The organism is Streptomyces katrae (genome assembly GCF_000717655.1).
Classification (GTDB): domain Bacteria; phylum Actinomycetota; class Actinomycetes; order Streptomycetales; family Streptomycetaceae; genus Streptomyces; species Streptomyces katrae_B.
Map to the genome: position 1 here is coordinate 218,898 of NZ_JNZY01000004.1, position 23,093 is coordinate 241,990.

At 72.1% G+C, this 23,093-nt stretch carries 14 protein-coding genes and 1 riboswitch; of the genes, 6 read left to right on the forward strand and 8 right to left on the reverse strand.

What is annotated here, in order from left to right; all coding sequences use genetic code 11:
* Positions 1 to 6 precede the first annotated feature (6 nt).
* The gene (locus tag IF09_RS0107370; protein WP_030293137.1) at positions 7 to 1,065 is read right to left on the reverse strand and encodes a phosphatidylinositol-specific phospholipase C domain-containing protein; all 1,059 of its coding nucleotides are present in this window, start codon (positions 1,063 to 1,065) and stop codon (positions 7 to 9) included.
* A gap of 209 nt (positions 1,066 to 1,274) precedes the next feature.
* Between IF09_RS0107370 and IF09_RS41610 the strand changes: the two genes are divergently transcribed.
* Positions 1,275 to 2,273, forward strand: a complete 999-nt coding sequence (locus IF09_RS41610) for a trypsin-like serine peptidase (protein WP_051832167.1) — start codon at positions 1,275 to 1,277, stop codon at positions 2,271 to 2,273.
* Positions 2,274 to 2,284: 11 nt separating this feature from the next.
* On the opposite strand, the gene IF09_RS0107380 is transcribed toward IF09_RS41610, so the two are convergent.
* Both IF09_RS0107380 and IF09_RS0107385 read right to left on the reverse strand, forming a co-directional pair.
* Positions 2,285 to 3,691, reverse strand: a complete 1,407-nt coding sequence (locus IF09_RS0107380) for an FAD-dependent oxidoreductase (RefSeq protein ID WP_063607322.1) — start codon at positions 3,689 to 3,691, stop codon at positions 2,285 to 2,287.
* Between the two features lie 110 nt (positions 3,692 to 3,801).
* On the reverse strand, positions 3,802 to 4,734 hold the full coding sequence (locus IF09_RS0107385) for an oxidoreductase (protein WP_030293144.1): 933 nt from the start codon (positions 4,732 to 4,734) through the stop codon (positions 3,802 to 3,804).
* Between the two features lie 175 nt (positions 4,735 to 4,909).
* On the opposite strand from IF09_RS0107385, the gene IF09_RS0107390 reads away from it, so the two are divergent.
* Genes IF09_RS0107390 through IF09_RS0107405 form a run of 4 tightly spaced genes read left to right on the forward strand, consistent with a single transcriptional unit; the run spans position 4,910 to position 8,394 of the window.
* Complete coding sequence (locus tag IF09_RS0107390; RefSeq protein WP_051832168.1) at positions 4,910 to 6,184, forward strand: bifunctional cobalt-precorrin-7 (C(5))-methyltransferase/cobalt-precorrin-6B (C(15))-methyltransferase; 1,275 nt, start codon at positions 4,910 to 4,912, stop codon at positions 6,182 to 6,184.
* Positions 6,181 to 6,930, forward strand: a complete 750-nt coding sequence (cobM, locus tag IF09_RS0107395) for a precorrin-4 C(11)-methyltransferase (RefSeq protein WP_030293148.1) — start codon at positions 6,181 to 6,183, stop codon at positions 6,928 to 6,930. Before IF09_RS0107390 ends, cobM begins: the two co-directional genes overlap by 4 nt.
* Complete coding sequence (locus IF09_RS0107400; RefSeq protein WP_030293149.1) at positions 6,920 to 7,681, forward strand: cobalt-precorrin-6A reductase; 762 nt, start codon at positions 6,920 to 6,922, stop codon at positions 7,679 to 7,681. The genes cobM and IF09_RS0107400 overlap by 11 nt, the downstream gene beginning before the upstream one ends.
* Positions 7,682 to 7,725: 44 nt before the next feature.
* The gene (locus tag IF09_RS0107405; protein ID WP_030293150.1) at positions 7,726 to 8,394 is read left to right on the forward strand and encodes a hypothetical protein; all 669 of its coding nucleotides are present in this window, start codon (positions 7,726 to 7,728) and stop codon (positions 8,392 to 8,394) included.
* A gap of 22 nt (positions 8,395 to 8,416) precedes the next feature.
* Here the strand turns inward: IF09_RS0107405 and IF09_RS0107410 are convergent, their stop codons facing one another.
* Genes IF09_RS0107410 through cobG form a run of 3 tightly spaced genes read right to left on the reverse strand, consistent with a single transcriptional unit; the run spans position 8,417 to position 11,864 of the window.
* Positions 8,417 to 9,922 carry a precorrin-2 C(20)-methyltransferase gene (locus IF09_RS0107410; protein WP_030293151.1) on the reverse strand — a complete coding sequence of 502 codons (1,506 nt, stop codon included), beginning with the start codon at positions 9,920 to 9,922 and terminating at the stop codon, positions 8,417 to 8,419.
* Positions 9,919 to 10,566, reverse strand: coding sequence for a precorrin-8X methylmutase (locus tag IF09_RS0107415; RefSeq protein ID WP_030293152.1), 648 nt, complete (start codon positions 10,564 to 10,566; stop codon positions 9,919 to 9,921). The genes IF09_RS0107410 and IF09_RS0107415 overlap by 4 nt, the downstream gene beginning before the upstream one ends.
* Positions 10,563 to 11,864 (reverse strand): precorrin-3B synthase, encoded by a 1,302-nt coding sequence (gene cobG, locus IF09_RS0107420; RefSeq protein ID WP_234320904.1) that lies wholly within the window; start codon positions 11,862 to 11,864, stop codon positions 10,563 to 10,565. Before cobG ends, IF09_RS0107415 begins: the two co-directional genes overlap by 4 nt.
* 123 nt (positions 11,865 to 11,987) lie before the next feature.
* Positions 11,988 to 12,129, forward strand: a riboswitch (cobalamin riboswitch).
* Positions 12,130 to 12,161: 32 nt separating this feature from the next.
* On the opposite strand from cobG, the gene cobN reads away from it, so the two are divergent.
* Complete coding sequence (gene cobN, locus IF09_RS0107425) at positions 12,162 to 15,779, forward strand: cobaltochelatase subunit CobN (protein ID WP_030293156.1); 3,618 nt, start codon at positions 12,162 to 12,164, stop codon at positions 15,777 to 15,779.
* A gap of 108 nt (positions 15,780 to 15,887) precedes the next feature.
* Here cobN and IF09_RS0107430 read toward each other — a convergent pair whose 3' ends face one another.
* Both IF09_RS0107430 and IF09_RS0107435 read right to left on the reverse strand, forming a co-directional pair.
* On the reverse strand, positions 15,888 to 16,151 hold the full coding sequence (locus IF09_RS0107430) for an Imm32 family immunity protein (RefSeq protein ID WP_030293158.1): 264 nt from the start codon (positions 16,149 to 16,151) through the stop codon (positions 15,888 to 15,890).
* 78 nt (positions 16,152 to 16,229) lie between these two features.
* Complete coding sequence (locus IF09_RS0107435; protein WP_158709921.1) at positions 16,230 to 22,973, reverse strand: polymorphic toxin-type HINT domain-containing protein; 6,744 nt, start codon at positions 22,971 to 22,973, stop codon at positions 16,230 to 16,232.
* Positions 22,974 to 23,093 lie beyond the last annotated feature (120 nt).

Genomic DNA, 23,093 nt, shown 5'->3' on the forward strand with positions numbered 1-23,093 from the left:
AGGGTACTAGCCTCGCGGAACCACCGTCGCCAGCACCGACGGCAGCGGGTACCAGTCCGCCGAGGCGATGGACGCGTGGTGCCGGGCCATCAGGCCGACCCGGTCCCGGGCCTGGGCCTCGGTCGGGTGCACCCCGTCGATGGCGGGCGCCACGCCGTGGGCGTCGGTGGCGATCAGCAGATAGTGGTTGCGGTCGTACCAGGCGGTGTCCACGGAGCCGCCCGCGTACGCGCTCGCGTCCCCGTCGAAGACCACGAACCAGGGGCGGAGCGTCGCGTCGGCGTACCGGCCGCGCGGGTCGCCGGCCTCGGCCCGGTGCACGGCGGGGAAGGCGGCGGCCTGGCCGAGCCGGCCCGCGGCGGCGAGGGAACGCAGGTGCTGGGCGTACTCCCGGTCGGTCCACAGGGTGTCACCCGCGTTGCCCTCCTCCAGCGTGCCGGGGATCAGCTCCACCAGGAACTTCCCGGCCATCGCGGCGCGGCTCGGCCAGGCGCCGGCCCGGGCGGCGCTGTCCAGGTCGGGATGGCCGGCGGCGAGCCGGCCGGGGCGGTAGACGGCGTCGCCGAGCTTCGAGGCCAGCAGCGCGTCGAGTTCGGCCGGGCCGCGCCCGAGGTTGGCGGCGAAGCCGTCCTTGAGCTCCAGCTTGAGGACGACCGGGCGGTGACCGGGGTGGGCGTCGTGCCAGCTGCGGATGTCGGAGCGGCAGCCCGCGAGGTTCTGGTTGCGGGACTTGGTGCGCAGCTGGGCGGGGCTCGTGGCGTTCTCGCAGTTGTTGTCGTTGCCGAAGGGGTTGTCGTGGGCGACCCGCCAGGAGCTGCCGAAGAAGTTGGTCCACACGTCGAGTTCCAGCATCGCGGCGCCCGAGTCGAGGGCGTCCGCGAAGTACGGGTACTTGGCCTTCTCGTACGCGTTGTGCACGCCGACGCCGGTCGATCCCGCGTACGGGAGGTCGGCGGCGGCTCCTGCCGCCTTGGCGGCGGCCCCTGCGGGGGCCGTGGCCAGGACGAGGGCCAGGGCCGCGAGGCCCGCCGCCACCGCGCCCGCCATCCGGTTCCGCATTCCCATGCTTTCGGCTCCTGTTCGCCCAGTCAGTGCGCCATCCGTCAACTCGCCGGGAGAGTAAGCGAGTTGAGTGACGTCCGGAAGGACGGCGGATGACGGGCGTCCGGCTGTGAGAACGGACACGTTCCGGATCCGGAACTGTCGTCGCCACGCCGTCCGTCGAACAGGGGGCGATCGGGGTGCCGATCGCGGTTTGCGGGCGGGAGTGCCACATGTTCACCAAGGTTCACGGGCGGGCCGTACGGGTCTCCCTGCTCGTCGGCCTGTGCTGCGCGGCGCTGATCGGGGGTGCCGGCTTCCTGTGGGAGCTGCGCGGCATCACGGCGCACCTCGCGGACGGGGATCCCGCGGAGGGGAGCTACGTACAGGACCCGGAGCAGGCCGACCGCGCGGCGGCGGCCGTACTGGACGGCCTGGCGCGGGACGTTCCGGCGCGGCAGGCTCCGGTACGGGAGGCTCCCGCGCCGGAATCCGCCCCGCCGGGCCCGGCCCCTCAGGGCACGGACGGCCCCCCGGCCGGCGTGCACTGGCGGTCGGGCGGCTGGCAGCCCTCCGACCCCCTGGTCGCGCGGCCCGCAGCCGCGGAGCCCGCGACCGGGGCGCTGTTCTCACCCGGCGAGGACGGGGACCAGGACCACCACTGCTCGGCCGCCGTGGTCCACTCGCCCGGCGGCGACCTCATCGCCACCGCCGCCCACTGCGTGTACCGCGGGATCTTCGGCTTCCGTACGAACCTCGCCTTCGCCCCGGGCTACCGGGACGGCGAGGCCCCGTACGGGATCTGGGTGCCGACCCGGATCGACGTGGACCCCCGGTGGACCGAGGACCAGGACCCCGACCACGACGTGGCCTTCCTCCGGATGCGCCGGCCCGGCCGTCCCGGCGAGCGCCTGGAGGACGCCACCGGGGCCCATACGATCCGGTTCCGGCCCGAGCTGCCCGCGCCGGCCCGGGTCGTGGGCTATCCGAACGACACCGAGCATCCGGTGGAGTGCTTCAACACCGCCCGCGCCGCGGGGCCCGCGCAGCTGCGGCTGGACTGCGCGGACGTACCCGACGGCACGAGCGGTGGTCCGGTGCTGACCGACGCGCACACCCTCATCGGGGTGGTCGGCGGCCGCGACGGGGGCGGGGACGAGACGACCTCGTACAGCAGCCGCTTCGACGAGGCGGTACGCGCCCTGTACGAGCGGGCCGTGGCGGCCGGCTAGACGAGACGCCCCTACGCCCCCGAGTCGGCCGGGGCCTTGTGGTGCGGTGGGTAGGCGGCGGTCTCCGGGGCCGTCGGCAGGCGCCACTTGGACAGGACCCTGATCACCGTGCCCGGGCTCAGCAGGACGTTCGGCGACGCCGACAGCGACAGCACTCCGAAGAAGGGGCGGGAGATCTCCGGGTCGGCGTTGGCACCCACGATCACCCGCGACATGTAGGCCTGCAGGATCTTGGTCGCCGGGTCGGGCGGCGGTCCCTCGGTCTCCGGGTAGCGCATGTCCTCGCTGGTGGCGATCTGCCAGGCCACCTCGGCGGCGGCGGCCGTACGCCGCTGGATCCGCCGGGCGGCCGCGGCGATCTCCCGGGGCGCGAGACCCCGGATGGCTCCGGCCAGCGCGTCCGCCGCGAGGGCGGCCACCGTCATCCCCTGCCCGTACACGGGGTTGACCCGGCAGACGGCGTCGCCGAGGACGACGAATCCGGCCGGCCAGCGGTCGAGGCGCTCGAAGTGGCGCCATTCGTTGGCGGTGTTCCGGTAGCTCGTGGGCGCGGAGAGCGGTTTGGCGTCGCGGAGGGCGTCGTACAGCGCCGGGGTGCGCAGGGTCCGGGTGAAGTCGAGGAACTCCTCCTCCCCGGTCGGCGGGGCGTGCTCGCCGTTGCCGGTCAGCGTCGCCAGCCAGCGGCCGTCGTCCTGGGACACCAGCACGCCGCCGCGCGGATTCCCGGGTCGGCCCTGGACGTAGATCCCCTGCCAGCGGCGCGTGGGATCCGGCGGGATCTCGTAGTAGCGGCTGGAGTACCCGAGGTGCGAGTCGTAGCGGGTGGTCGCCGGCGCCGGGTGGCCGAGGGCGGCGAGCCAGGCCGGGGCCCGGGAGGTCCGCCCGGTCGCGTCGACCACGAAGCGGGCGGGCAGCGGGCCGCCCTCGCGCAGCCGCACGCCGGTGACCGAGCGGCCGTCGGGCCCGGCGACGAGGCCGGTCACCATCGAGCCGGAGCGGACCCGGATGCGCTCGTCCCGCAGCACCTCCCTGCGGACCGTCCAGTCGATCAGCTCCCGGCTGCCGACCAGGATCCGGGACCCCGGAACCGGGTGGAACCAGTCGGCCGGGCTCAGCCACAGGAAGTCCCGCGGCGTCTCCATCAGGGCCGCCCCGGCCGCCAGCAGCTCCCTGGTGACCCCGGGCAGCAGCTCCTCCATCAGCTCCAGGCCCCGGGACCACAGCACGTGCACGTGCCGGGACTGCGGCACACCGGGCCGGAAGGCCGGTCCGGTGTCGGGCAGTTCGTCCCGCTCCACCACGGTCACGCGTGCGAACCGCTGGGCGAGTGCCCGCGCCGCCAGCAGCCCCGCCAGGCCCGCGCCGAGGACCACGGCGTGGTCGTGGGCTTCTGGGTGGTTGTCCGTGTCGTCGTCCATGGCGCCGAGTCTCCCGTGGCGGGTGCACCCGGGATCAGGTCCCGCCCGGGGCGCCCCGGGGCACCCCGGGGGCGGACGGGCTCACGGCGGGGCGCCCGGCCGGGATCGACTCAGCGTGCGAGGGAGCCGTACGGGACCGAGGTGAGCTTCTCCGAGGCCGCCCAGAGGCGTTCGCCGGAGGCGTCGTCCAGGGTCCACTTGGCCCGCCAGGAGCGGACGGGCGCTCCGCGCCAGCCGAACCGCGGTCCGTAGAAGGCGTCGGGCCGCACCCCCGGCGCGGTGGCCGCGTACAGCGTGGGCAGCGCCCCGGAGGCCGCGGACTGGGCGAGGACGGCGGCGCCGGCCCCCATCAGCCGGGACATGGGCCGGTGACCCTCCTGGCGCGACGCCCCGACGTGCAGGTTGGTCGAGGCGTAGCCGGGGTGCGCGGCGGCCGCGACGATCCCGGAGCCGGCGGCTTCGAGGCGGCGGGCCAGTTCGTGGGTGAAGAGCAGGTTGGCGGTCTTGGAGCGGCCGTACGCGATCCAGCGCCGGTAGCGGTGCTCGCTGTTCAGGTCGTCTATGTCGACGTCGCCGAGCGCGTGGAACCCGCTGGAGACGGTGACGATCCGGGCGCCGGGGGCGGCGGCCAGCAGCTGCGGCAGGAGCAGTCCCGTCAGGGCGAAGTGGCCGAGGTGGTTGACCCCGAACTGGGTCTCGAACCCGTCGGCGGTCCGCCGGGACGGCAGGGCCATCACGCCCGCGTTGTTCACCAGCAGGTCGAGGGACGGCCGGCGCTGTCCGCACGCCTTCGCGAACTCCCGCACGGAGCCCAGGTCGGCCAGGTCCAGCGGCAGGAACTCCACTTCGGCACCGGGGACTTCGGCGCGCAGCCGCACCGCCGCGGCCCGGCCGCGCGCCGCGCTGCGGCAGGCCAGCACCACGTCGGCGCCGCGCCGGGCGAGCTCCCGGGCGGCGACGTAGCCGATACCGCTGTTGGCGCCCGTGACGACGGCGGTCCGGCCGCTCTGGCCGGGGATGTTCTCGGCGTTCCAGCCAGGCATGTGGGCTCCCTCGCGAGGTGGTCGAGCGACGCGGCTACGGTGGGGTTACCGAGGGTAGACCTCGTCCTCCGCGGGGGTGGGGCCGGGGGCCGCTCCCCCGGCCAGTAGGCTGCGGGTCCACCCGCTCCCTTCCCGTTCCCCGAGGTACCGCGCAGTGAGCTCCGCACCGCCCCCCATGCCCGTCTCGGTCGTCGGCCTCGGCGCCGACGGCTGGGCCGGGCTCACCGCCGCCGCGCGGGCCGCGCTGACCGGGGCCGAGGTGCTGATCGGCGGGCCGCGGCAGCTGGACCTGCTGCCGGCCGACGAGTGCACCGGCGAGCGGGTGGCGTGGCCGAGCCCGCTGCGGCCCGCCGTGCCGAAGCTGATGGCCGCGCACGCGGGGCACCGGATCGCGGTGCTGGCGAGCGGCGACCCCATGTTCTACGGGATCGGCCGGGCCCTGGCGCAGGAGCTCGGGCCGGACGCCCTGCGGGTCCACCCGCACCCCTCGTCGGTGTCGTACGCCTGTGCCCGCCTGGGCTGGCCGGTGGAGGAGACCGAGGTGGTCACGGTCGTCGGCCGCCCGGTGGCCCGGCTCGCGGCCGCGCTGTACGAGGGGCGGCGGGTGCTGGTGCTCAGCGCCGGAGCGGCGACCCCGAACGAGATCGCTGCTCTGCTCCGAGAGCGGGGCTTCGGCCCGAGCCGGATGCGGGTGCTGGAGCAGCTCGGCTCCGAGCGCGAGGACGCGTACGAGGGAGAGGCCGACGGCTGGGACCACGCGCCCGGCGATCCGCTCAACGTGGTCGCCGTGGACTGCCGCCGCGACCGGGACACCCGGGTCCCGCGGCTCGGCGCGACCCCCGGGCTGCCCGACACCGCGTACGAGCACGACGGCCAGCTCACCAAGCGCCACGTACGGGCCGCGACCCTGTGCGCCCTCGCCCCGGCCCCCGGCGAGCTGCTGTGGGACATCGGCGGCGGCTCCGGCTCCATCGGCATCGAGTGGATGCGCACGCACCCCTCCTGCCGCGCGGTGGCCGTGGAGCGCGTCCCGGCGCGCGCGGCCCGAATCACCCGCAACGCGGCGGCGCTCGGCGTCCCGGGGCTGCGCGTGGTCACCGGCGCCGCTCCCGAGGCCCTCGCCGGACTCCCGGCCCCCGACGCGGTGTTCATCGGCGGCGGGCTGACCGCGCCGGGCCTGCTGGACGCGGCCTGGGCGGCCCTGGCCCCGGGCGGCCGGCTGGTGGTCAACACCGTGACCCTGGAGTCGGAGGCGGTCCTCACCGAGCGCTACCGGCGCCACGGCGGCGACCTGGTCAAGCTCGCCGTCGCGCACGCGGTGCCGGTCGGCGGTTTCACGGGCTGGCGCCAGGCGATGCCGGTCACGCAGTGGTCCGTGACCAAGCCCTGGCCGCGACCCCAGGACCCCACCGAAGCAGACGCAGAGAACGAAAAGGACCAAGCGACATGACCGTGTACTTCATCGGTGCGGGCCCCGGCGCCGCCGACCTCATCACGGTGCGCGGTGCCCGGACGCTGGCCGCCGCCCCGGTCTGCCTGTACGCGGGCAGTCTCGTCCCGCGCGAACTGCTGGCGGAGTGCCCGCCGGACGCCCGTCTGGTCGACACCTCGCAGCTGAACCTCGACGAGATCATCGCCGAGTGCGTACGGGCCCATGCGGCGGGCGAGGACGTGGCGCGGCTCCACTCGGGCGACCCGTCGATCTTCAGCGCGGTCGCGGAGCAGATGCGGCGGCTGGATGCGGCCGGCATCCCGTACGAAGTGGTGCCCGGCGTCCCGGCGTTCGCCGCGGCCGCGGCCGCGCTGAAGCGGGAGCTGACGGTCCCCACCGTCGGCCAGACCGTGATCCTGACCCGGATCGCCCAGCAGGCCACCCCGATGCCGCCCGGCGAGGACCTGGCCACGCTCGGCCGCAGCGGCGCGCTGCTGGTCCTGCACCTTGCCACGCGCTACGTGGACCGGGTCGTCGCCGAACTGCTGCCGCACTACGGGGCCGAGTGCCCGGTGGCGGTGGTTGCGATGGCCAGCCGCCCCGACGAGCTGATCCTGCGCGGCACGCTGGCCGGCATCGCGGCGCAGGTGAAGGAGGCGGGCCTGGTCCGCACCGCGGTCATCGTGGTGGGCCGCACGCTCGGCGCCGAGCAGTTCCGCGACAGCCACCTGTACTCCCCCGAGCGCGACCGGCATGTCTGCTGACGGGGCTCGGGCTCACGTCCTGATCCTGGGCGGTACGACGGAGGCCCGCCGCCTCGCGCAGGCGCTGGCGTCCCGCCCGGCGTACCGCGTGACCACCTCGCTCGCGGGCCGGGTCTCCGCACCCGTGCTGCCGCCCGGCGAGGTGCGGATCGGCGGCTTCGGCGGCCCCGAGGGGCTGGCGGCCTGGATCACCGGCCACCGGGTCTCGCACCTGGTCGACGCCACGCATCCCTTCGCGGAGCGGATGAGCTTCAACGCGGCCCGGGCTGCGTCGCTTTCGGGCGTCCCGCTGCTCGCGCTGCGCCGCCCCGGCTGGTCCCCCGGGCCGGGGGACGACTGGCAGTTCGCCGGCTCGCTCGCCGAGGCGGCCGTACGGCTTCCGGAACTCGGCGGCCGGGCCTTCCTGACCACCGGCCGCATGGGCCTGCACACGTTCGCACACCTCGCCGACACGTGGTTCCTGGTGCGTTCCGTGGACCCGCCGGACCCACCGGTGCCGCCGCGCCTCGAAGTCCTGCTCGCCCGCGGCCCGTTCACCCTGGAAGACGAACGGGAGCTGCTCGCCCGCCACCGGATCGACGTCCTGGTCACCAAGGACAGCGGCGGCTCCGCGACCGCCCCCAAACTCACCGCGGCCCGCGAAGCCGGCATCCCGGTCCTGGTCGTCCGCAGGCCCCCTGTCCCGGAAGGCGTTGCGGAGGCGGAGTGCCCGCAGGCGGCCCTGGAGTGGCTCGCGGGAACCCCGGGGTAGACCCCGCCCGGCCGTTGTCGGAGGGGTCTCCTACTCTCGTCGGCATGAGCACCACCACTCTGCTGATCCACAGCGGCTCCGCCGCACCCGATGCCCCGGTCACCCGCGTCGGCGGCCTTCCGCTGGCGCCCGCCGGCACGCAGTGGCCCACTTGTACGACCTGCTCGGGGCCGCTCCAGTTCATCGCGCACATAGTCCTCGACGGCGGGCGCGGGGTCCTCGCCGTCTTCATGTGCGCGAACGATCCCGGCAGTTGCGAGGACTGGAGCGCAACGTCCGGCGGCAACAGGGCCTACCTCTTCCCGCCGACCGGGCTGGTGCCGGTACCGCTGCCCCCACTCCCCACCGCCGAGGACGCGGACGACGAGGACGAGGACGACGAGGACGAGGACGAGGACGTTCGGCAGCTCGGGGCGGTCCGTACCGTCGAGCGGGTGACCATGGCCGAGCCGGAGTACCGGGCCGCCTCCAAGGCCTGGTCCGAGCGGAGCGGGCGCCCGACGAGCCACGTCCTCGGACAGCTCGGCGGCACCCCCGGCTGGCTTCAGAACGACGAGACGCCCGACTGCACGGGCTGCGGCCGCCCGATGGAGTTCGTCGCCCGGCTGGAGGAGGGTCCGGACCCCCTCACCGCCCCCAACTTCGGCTCCGGCAGCGCCTATGCGCACGCCTGCGCGCCCTGCGGCCGGGCGGCGTTCCTCTGGCAATGCTGAGGAGGGCCGCCCGGCCCGCCGGTCAGGCCTCCGGGTAGCGGCGCGGGGTCCAGGTGATCCGGGAGCCGTCCGGCCGCTCCGTGACCTGGGTCTGCGAGGAGCCGATCAGCAGGATGGTCCGCATGTCCACCTCGGACGGCTCCAGTTCGCCGAGCGGGAGGATGCGGACCGACTGCTGCGGGCCGCCCACGTCGCGGGCGACCACGACCGGCGTCTGCGGCGAACGCAGCTCCAGCAGCAGCTCCTTGGCCTGGGCGACCTGCCAGGTCCGGCTGCGCGAGCCCGGGTTGTACAGGGCGAGCACGAGGTCCGCCGCTGCGGCGGCGCGCAGCCGCTCCGCGATGACCTCCCACGGCTTGAGCCGGTCCGACAGGGAGATCGTCGCGTAGTCGTGGCCGAGCGGTGCCCCGGCCGCGGCGGCTGCCGCGTTGGCGGCGGTCACCCCCGGCAGGACCCGTACGGGCACGTCCTTGTACTCCGGCTGCCCGGCGACCTCCAGGACGGCGGTGGCCATGGCGAAGACGCCCGGATCGCCGCCGGAGACCACGACGACCCGCTGGCCGCGGCGGGCGAGGTCGAGCGCGAACTCGGCGCGCTCCGACTCGACCTTGTTGTCGGAGCCGTGCCGGACCTGGCCCGGCCTCACGGGTACGCGGTCCAGGTACGTGGTGTACCCGACGAGCACCTCGGCGTCGGCCAGCGCCCGCCGGGTTTCGGGGGTGAGCCAGAGGGGTCCGGCCGGCCCGGTGCCGACGACGGCGACCTCGCCGGGGCCGGACGGCACGCTGCCCGGGTTGCCGATGCGGCTGGGCACGACGGCGACGGCGAAGTACGGCACGCTCTCGGGGTCGGTGTCGGCGAGGACGCCGGTCCGCTCGCCCGCCATCGTCGCGCGCTCGACGTACCGGGCCTCGGCGAGGCGGCCGCTGCCCTCCATGGCCCGGCGCACGGCGGGGAAGGTACGGCCGAGCTTCATCACGACCGCGGAGTCGGTGGCGGCCAGACGGGCGGTGAGCTCCTCCTCCGGCAGGGTGCCGGGCAGGATCGTCAGCACCTCCTCGCCCTCGACGAGCGGGGTGCCGAGCCGGGCGGCGGCGGCGCTCACCGAGGTCACCCCGGGGATCACCTCGGCCTCGTACCGGTCGGCGAGCCGCTTGTGCATGTGCATGTACGAGCCGTAGAAGAGCGGGTCGCCCTCGGCGAGCACGGCGACGGTCCGGCCGGCCTCCAGGTGCGCGGCCAGCCGCGCGGCGGACTCCTCGTAGAACTCCTCCATGGCCCCCTGGTAGCCGCCGGGGTGGTCGGTGGTCTCGGTGGTGACCGGGTAGACCAGCGGCTCCTCGACGTGGTCCGCGCGCAGGTGCTCGGCGGCGATCGAGCGCGCGATCGAGCGGCCGTGGCGGGCGCTGTGGTAGGCGACGACGTCCGCCTCGGCGATGACCTGGACGGCCCGGAGGGTCATCAGGGAGGGGTCGCCGGGCCCGAGCCCGACGCCGTACAGCTTTCCGGTGCTCGTTGCGGCGCTCATTCTTCCTCGCTCGCGATCGCGTTGACGGCGGCCGCCGCGATGGCGCTGCCGCCGCGCCGGCCGCGCACGATCAGGTGGTCGAGGCCGGAGGCGTGGGCGGCGAGCGCGTCCTTGGACTCGGCGGCGCCGATGAAGCCGACCGGGACGCCGATGACGGCGGCGGGGCGCGGGGCACCCTCCTCGATCATCTCGAGCAGCCGGAACAGCGCGGTCGGCGCGTTGCCGACGGCGATCACGGATCCCTCCAACAGGCCGCGGTCACGCCAGACTTCCAGGGCTGCGGCGCTGCGCGTGGTGCCCATCTTCGCGGCGAGGGCGGGCACGGCCGGGTCGGAGAGCGTGCAGATCACCTCATTGCCTGCGGGCAGCCGCTTGCGGGTGACCCCGCTGGCGACCATCTGCACGTCGCAGAGGATCGGCGCGCCGGCGGTCAGGGCGGCCCGCGCGCGCAGCACGACGTCGGGGGTGTAGCCGAGGTCCTGGGGCAGGTCGGTCATTCCGCAGGCGTGGATCATGCGTACCGCGACCTGGGCGACGGAGGCGGGCAGCCCGGAGAGGTCCGCCTCGGCGCGGATCGTGGCAAAGGACTGGCGGTAGATGGCCGCGCCGTCCTTCTCGTACTCGAACACTGTGTACTCGCTCATTTCTTCGCTGCGTCGTGGGAGGTGGTGCGGCGTGCGTCCGCGAGGGCCGCGGGAAGTTCGGAGGTCCGGAGGCCGAGGCGCGGGGTGCGGCCGGCCGCGGAGAGGTCGTACCCCGTGGGGGTGGCGACCACGTCCACCCACGCGGTGCCGCGGGGGTGCCCGCACCGGCGTTCGCATCCGGACCAGTGCACGGGCAGGGGGCCGGTCGCCCGGGCGACGGCGGCGCGGGCATCGGCCCGTACGTCCGCGAGGGATTTGGCGCAACCGGGGCGCCCGGTACAGGCGGTGACGGACCGCCAGGGGTCGTCGGGCGCGGTGACCAGCCCGGCCTCGGCGAGGGCGGCCAGTTCCTGCGCCGCGGCGTGCGCGGGCAGGCCGGGGACGACGATGCCGCGCCAGGGGGTCAGGCGGATACGGCCCGTGGGGCCGGCCAGCAGGCGCCACTGGGCGGTGGTCAGCCGGCCCAGCGGTGCGAGCACGCTGAGTGCGGCGGTGCCGTCGGGGCCCTGGACGATGCCGGGTTCGGGAGCCGGGGAGCGCCGGGCGTTTCCCCGTCCGACGGTTGCCGCGATCCCGGCGGCGGTCAGTCGCACACCCAACTCATCGCTACGCAGGGACTGTCCGGCGGGCAGCTCGGCCACCCGCCAGGCCCGGGTGCCCGCTTCCCGGACGGCGTCGAGGAAGTACGCGGCGGCCACGAGGGCGGCCCGGGGCGCGTCGGCCGCGGCCACGAGAAGGGCGTCCGCGGGGTCGGCCGTCCACAGCAGGGCCCGGTCGGCGTCCAGGGCGGTCAGGTTCACGTCCGCGGCGAGCGAGGTGACGTCGCCGCGGCCGTCGTCGAGGGCGAACAGGAAGCGGCCGGACAGCCCGGCCGCGGGCGCGCTCGCACACAGCAGCCGGTCCAGCTCCGCGACCCAGGGCGCCACGTCGGGCAGGCCGAGCCCGTCGAGGCCGGTCAGCGGCGAGGCCACGATGTTGCGGACCCGCTCGTGGGTGGGCGCGGGCAGCAGGCCGGCGCGGACCAGCACGGACTGCAGCTCGCCGCCGCAGCTCGCCCCGAGTCCGCGCAGTTGCGCATTGCCGCGCGAGGTCAGGTCGATGTGCCCGTCGCCGAGCCGGTCCGCGGCGTCGGCCAGCAGCAGGGCCGCGTCCGCGTCGAGCATCCCGCCGGGTACCCGGACCCGGGCCAGGAACCCGTCGTCCGCGGCGTGCAGCCGCAGCGCACCGGGGCAGGCGTCACCGCGGTCGCGTATGACGGGTTCGTCCCGCGGTGCGGCGGAAGGGGGCTGGGGCGGCATGGCGGCGAGCATACCCACGATTCCCCCGCCCCGGCCTGTGGCCGTCACCACCCGCCCCGTTCCGCGCAGCGGTCGTGCGCGGGCGGGCGGCGCGGACCACCCCCACTCCCGGTCGGGGAGATCGCCACCTAAGATGACCAGCGGCGGAGCCACGTGGCCCGCCGGGAGGAAGCCCGGTGCGAATCCGGCGCGGTCCCGCCACTGTGAACCCTGCAGAGCAATCCGCCGGGTGAGTCAGGAACTCCCGCTGTCCTCACTGCCCGGGGCGCGGAAACCCCGAGGAAGGCCTGCCGCCGCATGATCCTGCTGCTGTCGACGTCCGACACCGATCTGCTCAGCGCCCGCGCCGCGAACACGGCGGACGGCCCCGTGCCGTACCGGTTCGCGAACCCGTCCCGCCTTCCCCTCGACGACCTGCCCGGGCTGCTCGACGGCGTCGACCTGGTCGTCGTACGCCTCCTCGGCGGCCTGCGCGCCTGGCAGGACGGCCTCGACCTGCTCCTGGCGCCCGCCCAGACCCGCCCGGTGGTGGTCCTCACCGGCGAACAGGCCCCGGACGCCCAGCTGATGGAGGCCTCCACGGTCCCGATCGGCATCGCGGCCGAGGCGCACGGCTACCTCGCCCACGGCGGCCCCGCCAACCTGGACCAGCTGGCCCGGTTCCTCTCCGACACCGTGCTGCTCACCGGCCACGGCTTCGAGCCGCCGGCCGCCGCGCCGACCTGGGGCCCGCTGGAGCGCACGCCCGGGACCACGACAGGCCCCCGGATCGCCGTGCTGTACTACCGCGCCCACCAGATGAGCGGCAACACCGCCTTCGTGCACGCCCTGTGCGACGCGATCGAGGCCCAGGACGCCCAGGCGCTCCCCCTCTACGTGTCCTCCCTGCGCACCCCGGAGCCGGACCTGATCGCCGCGCTGGAGTCGGCGGACGCGGTCGTCACCACCGTCCTCGCGGCCGGCGGCACCAAGCCCGCCACCGCCTCCGCGGGCGGCGACGACGAGTCGTGGGACGCGGGCGCGCTGGCCGCGCTCGGCGTCCCGATCCTGCAGGCCCTGTGCCTGACCGGCTCGCGCAGCGCATGGGAGGAGAACGACGAGGGCCTGTCCCCGCTCGACGCCGCCACCCAGGTCGCCGTCCCGGAGTTCGACGGGCGCCTGATCACCGTCCCGTTCTCCTTCAAGGAGCTCGACGAGGACGGCCTGCCCGCGTACGTGGCCGACCCGGAGCGCGCCGCCCGCGTCGCCGGCATCGCCGTCCGGCACGCCCGGCTGCGGCACATCGAGCGCCGGGACAAGAAGATCGCGCTCGTCCTCTCCGCGTACCCCACCAAGCACTCCCGCATCGGCAACGCGGTCGGCCTCGACACCCCGGCCAGCGCCGTGGAGCTGCTGCGCACCCTCATCGCGGGCGGCTACGACTTCGGCCCCGTCGAGGAGGTCCCGGGCCTGGTCTCCGGCGACGGCGACGAGCTGATCCGCGCCCTGATCGAGGCCGGCGGCCATGACCAGGACTGGCTGACCGAGGAGCAGCTGGCCCGCAACCCGGTCCGGATCCCGGCCGCCGACTACAAGCGGTGGTTCGCCGAGCTCCCCGCCGAGCTGCGCGAAAGCGTCGAGGAGCACTGGGGCGAGGCCCCGGGCAACATGTTCGTGGACCGCTCGGCCAACCCGGAGGGCGACATCGTCCTCGCGGCGCTGCGCCGCGGCAACCTGCTCATCCTGATCCAGCCGCCGCGCGGTTTCGGCGAGAACCCGATCGCGATCTACCACGACCCGGACCTGCCGCCCTCGCACCACTACCTGGCCGCGTACCGCTGGATCCAGGCCCGCGCGCAGGACGGCGGCTTCGGCGCCGACGCGATGATCCACCTGGGCAAGCACGGCAACCTGGAGTGGCTGCCGGGCAAGAACGCCGGCCTGTCGGCGGCCTGCGCGCCCGACGCGGCGCTCGGCGACCTGCCGCTCATCTACCCCTTCCTGGTGAACGACCCGGGCGAGGGCACGCAGGCCAAGCGCCGCGTGCACGCCACCCTGGTCGACCACCTGGTGCCGCCGATGGCGCGCGCGGAGTCCTACGGCGACATCGCGCGCCTGGAGCAGCACCTGGACGAGTACGCGCAGATCTCCGCGATGGACCCGGCCAAGCTGCCCGCCATCCGCGCCCAGATCTGGACCCTGATCCAGGCCGCGAAGCTCCACCACGACCTGGGGCTGGAAGAGCGCCCGGACGACGAGGGCTTCGACGACTTCCTGCTGCACGTCGACGGCTGGCTGTGCGAGGTCAAGGACGCCCAGATCCGCGACGGCCTGCACGTCCTGGGCGGCGCGCCGACCGGCGCGGCCCGGGTCAACCTGGTCCTCGCGATCCTGCGCGCCCGTCAGATCTGGGGCGGCACCACGGCCCTGCCCGGCCTGCGCGAGGCGCTCGGCCTGGACGAGTCCGCGGCCACCCGTACGACCGCCGACGAGGCGGAGGAGGCGGCCCGCGCGCTGGTGCAGGCGATGGAGGACGCGAACTGGGCCCCGGAGGCGGTGGCTTCGGTCGCGGCCGGACACTCCGCGGACGTGGCGGCCGTACTGGACTTCGCGGCCCGCGAGGTGGTCCCGCGGCTGGCCGGTACGACGGACGAGATCACGCACGTCGTGGCGGCCCTCGACGGCCGCTTCGTCCCGGCGGGACCCTCGGGGTCCCCCCTCCGCGGCCTGGTGAACGTCCTCCCCACGGGCCGGAACTTCTACTCCGTCGACCCGAAGGCCGTCCCCTCCCGCCTCGCGTGGGAGACGGGCCAGGCCCTGGCCGACTCCCTGCTCACCCGCTACCGCACCGACAACGGCGAGTGGCCCGCCTCGGTCGGCCTGTCCCTGTGGGGCACGAGCGCGATGCGCACCGCGGGCGACGACGTCGCCGAGGCGCTGGCCCTGCTGGGCATCCGCCCGGTCTGGGACGAGGCCTCGCGCCGCGTGACCGGCCTGGAGCCCATCCCGCTCGAGGAACTGGGCCGCCCCCGCATCGACGTCACGCTGCGCATCTCGGGCTTCTTCCGGGACGCGTTCCCGCACGTGATCGGCCTGCTGGACGACGCGGTGCGGCTGGCGGCGTCCCTGGACGAGCCCGCCGCGGAGAACTTCGTCCGGGCCCACACCCAGGCGGACCTGGCCGAGCACGGTGACGAGCGGCGCGCGACGACCCGTATCTTCGGCTCGCGCCCGGGCACGTACGGCGCCGGCATCCTCCAGCTGATCGACTCCCGTGACTGGCGTACGGATGCCGACCTCGCGGAGGTCTACACGGTGTGGGGCGGCTACGCGTACGGCCGCGGCCTGGAGGGCCGCCCGGCCCGCGCCGAGATGGAGACCGCGTACAAGCGGATCACGGTGGCCGCGAAGAACACGGACACCCGCGAGCACGACATCGCCGACTCGGACGACTACTTCCAGTACCACGGCGGCATGGTGGCCACGGTCCGCGCCCTGCGCGGCACGGCCCCGGAGGCGTACATCGGCGACTCCACCCGCCCGGAGACGGTCAAGACCCGCACCCTGGTGGAGGAGACGTCCCGCGTCTTCCGTGCCCGCGTGGTCAACCCGAAGTGGATCGAGGCGATGCGCCGCCACGGCTACAAGGGCGCCTTCGAGCTGGCGGCGACCGTGGACTACCTCTTCGGGTACGACGCCACGACGGGCGTGGTCGCGGACTGGATGTACGACAAGCTCACGGAAACGTACGTCCTGGACCCGACGAACCGCGCCTTCCTCGAGGAGGCCAACCCCTGGGCCCTGCACGGCATCGCGGAACGCCTCCTGGAGGCAGAGTCCCGCGGCATGTGGGAAAAGCCGGACCCCCAGATCCTCGAATCCCTCCGCGAGGTCTACCTGGACACGGAAGGCAACCTGGAAGCCGACTCGGAGTAGTCCACGCCCCGACGGACACAACGGCGCCCGGCCCACCCTTTCGGTGAGCCGGGCGCCGTTTCTGTGGCGATGTGGCAGTTCAACAGGCGCAGCCGAGTACCCGGCCGTTCACCCATCCCCCATTCGCTCAAGAATGAGGTCAACGTTGGATTCGATCTCTTGGTCAGCCGTCAGGTGGACATGAGAACCCGCACCGACACCTTCTTGTGCAAGGGTCAACAGGTGGCGGGCCAGTGAGGTCAATCCTGCGCGATTCGCCTTGATGACGACTTCCGCCGAACTCACGGTCAATTCGATCTCAAAATCATCATCCCAGGCGAAACGCAGCCCTTCGTCGCCCCGGTACTCCGGAACATCGATCATTCGGTCCATTGAAACTTCCACCCTCCGTGGCGGCAACGCAGGAGGGAGCCGCCGATGCCTCACCCAACGGCTCCCTCCATGGACTTCCTACTCGAGATAGATGTGTCGATTCTCCACAACCATCGACTTTCCTGGCTTCTTCGGGTTCGGCCCCAATCGCTCAAAATTCATGTGCGGGCCGCCACCATGCTGCCCAGTGATGTCCGATTCGCCCATCCTGGCAACGCGCGTGCCGTCCTTTGAGACGAACCGCCCGCTACCCGGCACGAGCTCTGAATAACCAGGTCCAACCCATCGCTCTGCTGCATCAAGAGCTTCATCGGTAGGCACCCGGGTTTTATCCACCGGATGGCCATCGCTATCAAATTTCCGGTAAGAGGTCCACGGTTCGCACGAATTGTGGACGAGGATCGGCGTTGCCCCGGCCAGCACATAGTACGTGTGGAAGTCACTCACCGTGAAGTTGTACGTCTTCACGTGTTCGGAGAAGGCCCTGTTGCCCGTGACGAGCACCGTGCCTTCGCCCTCGGCTGCGAGGGTCATTCCGGGGCGGAGGTCTCCGGCAAGGATCCACTGCTTCTCGGAAGGTGACCAGAACGGGTGTTCGCGAGTCGCCGTGATCTCGCTGACTCCGTCCGATGTTGCAACGGAGAGCGCGTTCAGATCCCGATCGCCCTCCGACCGTATGAGCTTTTCGACGGAGCGAGCCTCGGTCTCGCCAGACCTCGGGTCGGTGGAGAGAACGCTGTCACCGACTTCTACGTCCTCGATCTTCTTGCTGGATCCGTCGGCCATCAGAACGAGCGTGCCTGCGAGGAAACAGTTGCCGCCCTGGCCTCGACCCGCTCCCTTGCCCGCTGCCGCGGCGCTGAACGTGCCGGCCAGGGACTCGATCAGCGGGCCGCTCAGCATGTAGCTGACCCGGAAGTTGCACTTGCTTTCGCTTTCGTCCGCCGAGCAGTACATCTGCTTCATCTCTTCGATGCTCGGCTTCGCCCCTCCCGCATTGCGGTTGGGGTCCAAGACACTGCCCTGCGGAACGCCCTGGGCTGGGTAGCCGGAGGCCGTCTGTACGTAGACCACCTTCGGCTTCGGAGGAGCTTGGCCACCCGTCCTGCCGCCCTGACGGCCTTGACTTCCACGGCAATCGGGGTCGTGGCTGCAGGCCCGCGCGTAGGACTGCTGCTGCCGCTGCTTCCGCGCGACGTATTCAGGGGCGAGGGTTCCGCCGACGGATTCCACGATGGTCTCGTAGCGGTTTCCGTAGTCGTACGGGTCGTTGCCGTTGTGGCACTTGTACATGCCGCTGGCGCACTCTTCGAGTTGCCTGCCGGTGGGGTCCCAGAACGTGAAGGGGTTCTGGTTCGAGTACGTGTAGCCGTGGAGTTGCTGCGAGTCGTTCAGGTCCATCACCGGGTCGACGGAGACGAAACGGCCGATGATGGGGTCGTATTCGCGGGCGCCGATGTGGGTGAGGCCGGTGTCGGTGTCCTTGGTGCCTCCGACGAAGCCCTTGTCACCCGCCCAGCCGGTCGGCTGGCTGCCACGGGTCTCACCGAACAGGCCGGTCTTGCGGCGGGTCACCGCCTGTGTGGCGTCTGCGGTGATCTGGGTGGTGCCGGTGCCGTGGTGGTCGGCGAGGGTGAAGGTGAGTTTGCCGCCCTCGCGGACGGCCACGTCGCCGTAGTAGCGGGTGCCGGTGACCTTTCCGGTCTTGTCCAGGTGGAGTTCGTTGCCGCCGGGGAGGTAGAGCGTGGTGCTCTTGGTGTCCTTGCGGAACAGTCGCTGGCCGGCGGCGTCATAGAGGAAGGAGTCACTGAACGTGCCCTGGTTGAGGGTCTTCAGGTGTCCTTCGACGTCCCAGTCGAGGTACTGCGTTTCACCCGTGCCGCTCTTGCGGCTCTTGGTGTTGCCGCTTTCGTCGTAGGTGAAGGTTTCGTCGTGGAGGTCGGTGCCGGTCTGGGTGACCTTGGTGAGGTCGTGCTTGCCGGCGGTCGGCGGGGTGTAGGTGCGGATGGTGTCGGCGGTCGGGCCCGAGGCGGTCTTGTGCTTGGTCTCGGTCTTGCGGTTGCCGACCGCGTCGTAGGTGTACGTGGTCCAGTACGGGTCCTCGCCACCGATGACCGAAGTCGACGGGGAGCTCGCACAGGTCTCGCCAATGTTGGTCCAGGCCTGCGTGATACGGCGCAGGGCGTCGATCTTGACGCACTGGGTGTCGGTGGTGCGGGCGGCGTCCTGGCCGTAGGACGTGGCGATGGAGGTCAGGTTTCCCGCGGGGTCGTTGGTGTATTTGGTGTCCTCGATCCGCTGGGGAGCGAGGTCGCGGTCGGTGTAGGCGCGGCTGATGGCGCTGGTGTGCTCGTCGTACTCGGTGGACCGGTACAGGCGCTGGCCGATGGCCCCGAGCTCCTGGCGGGTGTCACGGCCGTAGTGGTCGTAGGTCATCGCCGAGACGAGGCGGCTGCTGCCGGCGGCCATGTTGTTGAGCAGGCCGGAGATGCTCTTGTACGTGCTGCCGACCGTCTCGGCGGGCAGATCGCCCATGGCCGGCTGCTTGGTCGTCAGGACCTGGCCGGTGATGTTGTAGGTGTTCGTCCACTGGTAAGTGCCGGCCAGCGCCCCGGTGTCCGGAGTGGACGGGATGGTCACCTTGGTGGTGAGGGGCTGGTAGAGGTTGTTGTAGGAGAGGACCTCGGACTCGTACGCCTTGCCGTCCACGTAGCGCGTGGACTTCGTCAGCTGGCCCTTGGCGACCGTGTCATAGACCTGCGAAGTCAGGGTCGTCGTGCCCTGCTTGGTGCCGATGGGGCGGCCGAGGTCGTCGTAGTCGGTGTGCAGGGTGATGCCGCGGGCGTCAGTGACGTCGGTCGTCCGGTCGCCGGCATCGTAGGCGGTCTTGCTGATGCCCTTGTCCGGGTCGTTCGACTCAACCTGGCGGCCGCGGACGTCGTAGGCGTACGTCCACTTCGCGTTGCCCGGGTCGGTGACCTGAGCCAGCCGGCCCAGCTTGTCGTAGCCGTAGACCGTCGACTGCGAGGCCGTCCGCGCCGCGTCGGTGTACTGCTTGACCTCGGTGGTGCGGCCCTGAGCGTCGACGACCGTGGTCGTCGCCGTCCCGCCCTGGGGCGGGACCACCGTGGTGGTGTCACCGGTGTAGCTGGTGGTGGCCCGCTTGGTCTCGGTGCCGAACTTCTTGGAGATCACCGCGGTCGGCCGTCCGGCACCGTCGAAGACGGTGTCGGTGGACGCCGGGTAGTTGAGCTCCTGGCCCGTCACGAGATCGGGTGACGGAGCGCCGTCGGCGTAGTAGGTACCTGAACTGCGCCAGGCCAGACCACGGGTGTCGTAGAACGTCTCCGTGATCAGACGCCCGGACAGGTCGGGGGACTGCGTCTGCGTCTGGCGCTCGCGCAGCAGGCCGTCCTGGATGGAATAGACGGTGGAGTACTTGTAGTCGTGCGTCAGCGTCTTGGAGGTGACGACGTTGGGTCCGTCATTGCGGACCGTGTAGTCGAACGCGCGGCTCGGCGCGTTCGGGTTCGCCTCGACCGTCCAGTTCGGGACCCAGACCTTAGTCGTACGCCCGAGGGCGTCGTACGCCGTCGTGGTGACCTTGCCGTTGGGGTCGATGACCTTCGTCGGCAGTCCACGCTGCGGGTCGATCTCGGAGGTGATGGTGTGGCCCAGTGGGTTCGTCACCGTCATCGAGGTCGGCGCCTCGCCCGTGGCCGGGGTGTACGCGGTCGTGCTGACCTTGCTGTACTGGTCGGTGTCGGCCAGGACGCGGCCGTAGATGTCGTAGCAGAGTTGGTTCTTCGCAGATCCGCAGGTGGACGGGACGGAGGAAACGAGGTCGTAGCCGTCGCCCTTGCCGTTGATCTTCTCCGTCCTGGTCACCAGACCTGCACCGGGAACGGTGCCGAGCGCGCCGTTGTCGAAGTAGGTGCGGGAGTCGGCGACCACGTCGGCGGGGCGGTTTACCGGTGAGCCACAGGGCGCGGCGACGGTCTCGACGCGACTGTGCTTGTCCAGGATCCAGCTCGTGGTGTTGCGCGCGTAGGTGGTCGTGGTGCAGGCCTCGTCACCCACCTTGGCTGTGTCGCCGGTCGAGGACTCCCAGTCGACCATGCCGTACTCGTCGAAGTGGCGGCTGGCCTCAGTGGTGCGCGTACCGCCGGTGACGGTGGTACGGGTGGCTTCCTTCTCCGTTCCCGTCCTGTAGGAGACGAGGTCAGGCAGGCCCGGCCGGAGCCTCTTGGCCACGAGGTCCGAACGCCAGGGGGACTTGGACGTGGCACTGATCAACTTGGTGGTGTCGTCACCCACGTAGGTCGCCGACTCCCGCACCATCCCGCCGAACTGGGGCCGGTCCGTGACTGCGACGCCAGCGGAGTCCTTGACGTCCATGCCGTCGAGACCGCGGAAGTAGCGCGTCTCGCTCAGCGTCTTCGGGTCGGACGCGGCGCCGGTCCGGGTCTGCACCAGCTCGTAGCCGCGGGCCACGGAGTGGACGCGGTCCTCGGCCTTGGCGAATTCGCTCGTGTCCTTGCCCCAGGCCGCTCCACCCACATAGGTGTACGAGGTCACCTTGTCCGGAGTAGAGGCGAGATTGTCGCCCTCCACGATCTGGGTCGCCACGTAGGAGTTGAACCAGTCGACCTTCGAGGTGTCGCCCTCCCAGGCCCATTTGACCGGGTAGCAGCGAGTCGTGTTCGTCTCGTCCGGCTTGGGGAGGGTGGTGGGGGTGCAGTCGGGCTGGGAGTAGGTGACACCGATGGTGCCGCCGCTCTCGGTGTTCACCTGTGACATCCGGAGCCGGATGTACGGCGCGAGGCCGTCACCGGTGGCGTCCACCCGGTTCGGGCGCTGCTCACCGGTGAAGGTGACCGGGGGGAGCGGGACGTCTGGTGCGGCGCCCGCCTTGCCGGTGCGGGTGATGGACTTCAGCCACATCGGAGTGGAGATGCCGTCGCCGGCCGGCGGGAAGTTCTGGTCCAGGCTCCAGGTGTCGACGTCCTGGTAGACGCCGCCGGTGAGGATCTTGGTGTTGATGCCTGTCAGGCGCTTACGCGACCAGAACGTGGGGGAATACTGGCCCTTGCACTCGGTCGAGCCGTCCTTGCAGAACAGGTCGTACGGGGCGTCCGGCCAGTTCTTCGCGTTCGTCTCGTCGAACGTGCCGCAGGTGGTGAGGCAGCGCTCGTTGACGTCGAAGGTGACCTGGCCCATCGCCTTGGACGTGTAGACGCTGTCGGAGCGCAGGCCGTAGTCGATGTGGTCGAGCCAGCCGCCGCGGACGTACGGGGTGACCGTGGCCTTGCCGGTGGTCTCCGACACGTTGCGGCCGTAGTTGTTGGTCTCGGTCTTCCAGTAGTACGCCGTGGCGCTGCCGCCGGGGGCGACGACGTAGTCGAGCTGCCAGCGCCAGGCCTGCTGGCACCACGCGCTCGCGAACGAGGCGTTGTAGCAGGGCTCGCCCGCCTGGTTACCGAACACCGGTACCGTCCATGCGGAGTTCGTCGTCGGCGTCGACGCATCCTTCCAGCCCGGCAGGCGGTTCAGACCGAAGAAGTACTGCATGCCGTCGGTCGAGGTGATCTTCCAGTGCTCACCGTCGTTGTCACCGTTGGAGGCGCCGGTCAGCTTCTCGACCTTCTCACCCGAGTCGGACGCCGGGTGCCAGCCCTTGCCCGCCTCATAGACGAGCTCGGTCGACTTGCCACCGAGCGAGAGCGTGGCGTTGTCGTTGAACCAGCACTGGTCACCCACCTTGGTGGAGTTGGTGCCGCCGGTCTTGTCGTCGTTGCACGCCTTGTACCTGCGCTCGATGAAGCCGGGCTCCCAGTTCCAGCCGTCACCGATCCACGAGGCCTGGCTGTTCGACGCCGCCATCCGGCCGTCTACCGACTGCGAGCTGTAGCCGAGCCCGATCTGAGGCGCCTGCCCGCCGGGAACGGCGGGCGTGCTGATGCTGTAGGTCCAAGAGAAGCCGCCGGTCGAGCCGCCGGAGGTCCAGGACCCCGACGGCTGCAAGGACGTTGCCTTGTAGTCACCCGTCGGGCCCGCGTCACCCGCCGTCGCAGCCAGGACGGTCGCACCACCGCTCGCGGCTGCGGCCGCCGGGGCGGCCTTCGCACCCGCCGACCTCGCCGCGACGCCCGGCGTCGCGACCTGCGCGGACAGCTTGCCCGCGCGCGTGTCGTTCTGCGTCTGCAGCGGCTTCTGCGTACGGCACTCCGTGCGCTCCGGCGTCGTCAGCGCACACGCCGGGAGCTCGACCAGGTGCAGACGGGAGACGTAGTCACCGCCGTAGGCGCCGCGGAACGTGTTGTAGTCCACCTCGACCTTGGCCGAAGCGGACTGGTCGGAACCGTCCGAGCGGCCCACCGACAGCAGCACGCCGTCGACACCCGCCTTGCGCGCCGCGTCCTTGGCCGCGACCGAGACCTTCACCTTCGACGGAGCCTCGGCCGCCTTGCCCGGAGCCACGTATACCGCGACCGGGAGCTTGCCCGCCTGCTGCGTACCCGAGCCGATGGCCGGAGCCTGCGCCGCACCGGAGAGGAACGACTTCGACACCGGGCCCGGAGCCGGAGCCAGGTCCACCTCTGCCGAACCGGCCGTCGGCCAGGAGACCTTCGGAGCCTTCCACCGCGTCGCCGCGTCGTCGGCCTTCTTCGCACCGCCCGCACGGACCGGCTTGACCGGCACCGCTTTCGGCTGCTTCAGCTCCGGCAGCGACGGCTTGGATTTGCTGTCTGCTACGGCAACAGCGCCGGGCAGCATGCCTGAAAGGACTGCCGCGGCCAATGCCACGGAAAGCCCTCGCATGCGAAATCTTCTCACACCCCACCCCATGCTTCACATTGAGATTTATCGACGCAGACTAACAGTCACAATTCGCTCATCTGACACCACGTAAGGGATCGAATTGGGCCAACTGGGAGCAGT

Excerpts from the sequence above, each read along its gene's own strand:
- cobG (WP_234320904.1), bottom strand. The coding sequence starts at position 11,864 with ATGCCGCCCCAGCCCCCTTCCGCCGCACCGCGGGACGAACCCGTCATA.
- IF09_RS0107430 (WP_030293158.1), bottom strand. The coding sequence starts at position 16,151 with ATGGACCGAATGATCGATGTTCCGGAGTACCGGGGCGACGAAGGGCTG.
- IF09_RS0107390 (WP_051832168.1), top strand. The coding sequence starts at position 4,910 with ATGCCCGTCTCGGTCGTCGGCCTCGGCGCCGACGGCTGGGCCGGGCTC.
- cobN (WP_030293156.1), top strand. The coding sequence starts at position 12,162 with ATGATCCTGCTGCTGTCGACGTCCGACACCGATCTGCTCAGCGCCCGC.
- IF09_RS0107385 (WP_030293144.1), bottom strand. The coding sequence starts at position 4,734 with ATGCCTGGCTGGAACGCCGAGAACATCCCCGGCCAGAGCGGCCGGACC.
- IF09_RS0107370 (WP_030293137.1), bottom strand. The coding sequence starts at position 1,065 with ATGGGAATGCGGAACCGGATGGCGGGCGCGGTGGCGGCGGGCCTCGCG.
- IF09_RS0107435 (WP_158709921.1), bottom strand. The coding sequence starts at position 22,973 with ATGCGAGGGCTTTCCGTGGCATTGGCCGCGGCAGTCCTTTCAGGCATG.
- IF09_RS0107405 (WP_030293150.1), top strand. The coding sequence starts at position 7,726 with ATGAGCACCACCACTCTGCTGATCCACAGCGGCTCCGCCGCACCCGAT.
- IF09_RS41610 (WP_051832167.1), top strand. The coding sequence starts at position 1,275 with ATGTTCACCAAGGTTCACGGGCGGGCCGTACGGGTCTCCCTGCTCGTC.
- IF09_RS0107380 (WP_063607322.1), bottom strand. The coding sequence starts at position 3,691 with ATGGACGACGACACGGACAACCACCCAGAAGCCCACGACCACGCCGTG.
- IF09_RS0107415 (WP_030293152.1), bottom strand. The coding sequence starts at position 10,566 with ATGAGCGAGTACACAGTGTTCGAGTACGAGAAGGACGGCGCGGCCATC.
- cobM (WP_030293148.1), top strand. The coding sequence starts at position 6,181 with ATGACCGTGTACTTCATCGGTGCGGGCCCCGGCGCCGCCGACCTCATC.
- IF09_RS0107400 (WP_030293149.1), top strand. The coding sequence starts at position 6,920 with ATGTCTGCTGACGGGGCTCGGGCTCACGTCCTGATCCTGGGCGGTACG.
- IF09_RS0107410 (WP_030293151.1), bottom strand. The coding sequence starts at position 9,922 with ATGAGCGCCGCAACGAGCACCGGAAAGCTGTACGGCGTCGGGCTCGGG.